The sequence below is a fragment of the Pontibacterium granulatum genome, from assembly GCF_029961155.1.
In the GTDB taxonomy this organism is placed as follows: domain Bacteria; phylum Pseudomonadota; class Gammaproteobacteria; order Pseudomonadales; family Balneatricaceae; genus Pontibacterium; species Pontibacterium granulatum.
Genome location: NZ_JASBRH010000061.1, coordinates 1 through 988, shown reverse-complemented (window position 1 = coordinate 988; position 988 = coordinate 1). Strand labels below are relative to the sequence as shown.

1 protein-coding gene is annotated in these 988 nt (G+C 52.1%); it reads right to left on the bottom strand.

Features of this window, described 5'->3' with window-relative positions:
• The coding region (tuf, locus tag QKW35_RS21225; RefSeq protein WP_282356388.1) for an elongation factor Tu at window positions 1-988 on the bottom strand (988 nt) is incomplete at both ends.

Below are 988 nucleotides of genomic sequence, written 5' to 3'. Positions count from 1 at the left end.
ACTCGATGATCTTAGATACAACACCTGCACCTACGGTACGACCACCTTCACGGATAGCGAAGCGCAGACCTTCTTCCATCGCGATTGGGTTGATCAGGGTAACGTCCATCTGGATGTTATCACCAGGCATTACCATTTCTACACCTTCTGGCAGCTCACAAGCACCAGTGATGTCAGTTGTACGGAAGTAGAACTGTGGGCGGTAGCCTTTGAAGAATGGAGTGTGACGACCACCTTCTTCTTTGGACAGTACGTATACTTCACCTTCGAAACGAGTGTGAGGAGTGATAGTACCTGGCTTAGCCAGTACCTGACCACGCTCAACTTCGTCACGCTTAGTACCACGCAGCAGCGCACCGATGTTCTCACCTGCACGACCTTCGTCCAGCAGCTTACGGAACATCTCTACACCAGTACAAGTAGTCTTGGTGGTTTCTTTGATACCAACGATCTCGATCTCGTCACCAACGTTAACGATACCACGCTCTACACGGCCAGTTACTACAGTACCACGACCGGAGATAGAGAATACGTCCTCGATTGGCATCAGGAACGGCTGATCGATTGCACGCTCTGGCTCTGGGATGTAAGTATCCAACGCTTCTACCAGCTTCTTAACAGCAGTAGTACCCAGCTCGTTGTCGTCTTCGCCGTTCAGCGCCATCAGCGCAGAACCTGCGATGATTGGAGTGTCGTCGCCAGGGAATTCGTAAGTGTCCAGCAGCTCACGGATTTCCATTTCAACCAGCTCCAGCATCTCAGCGTACTCTTCAGAGTCAACGCCGCCACAATCTTCAGCCAGCAGGTCTGCTTTGTTCAGGAATACCACGATGTACGGTACACCAACCTGACGGGACAGCAGGATGTGCTCACGAGTCTGAGGCATAGGACCGTCAGTCGCACCACATACCAGGATCGCACCATCCATCTGCGCAGCACCGGTGATCATGTTTTTAACATAGTCAGCGTGCCCTGGGCAGTCTACGTG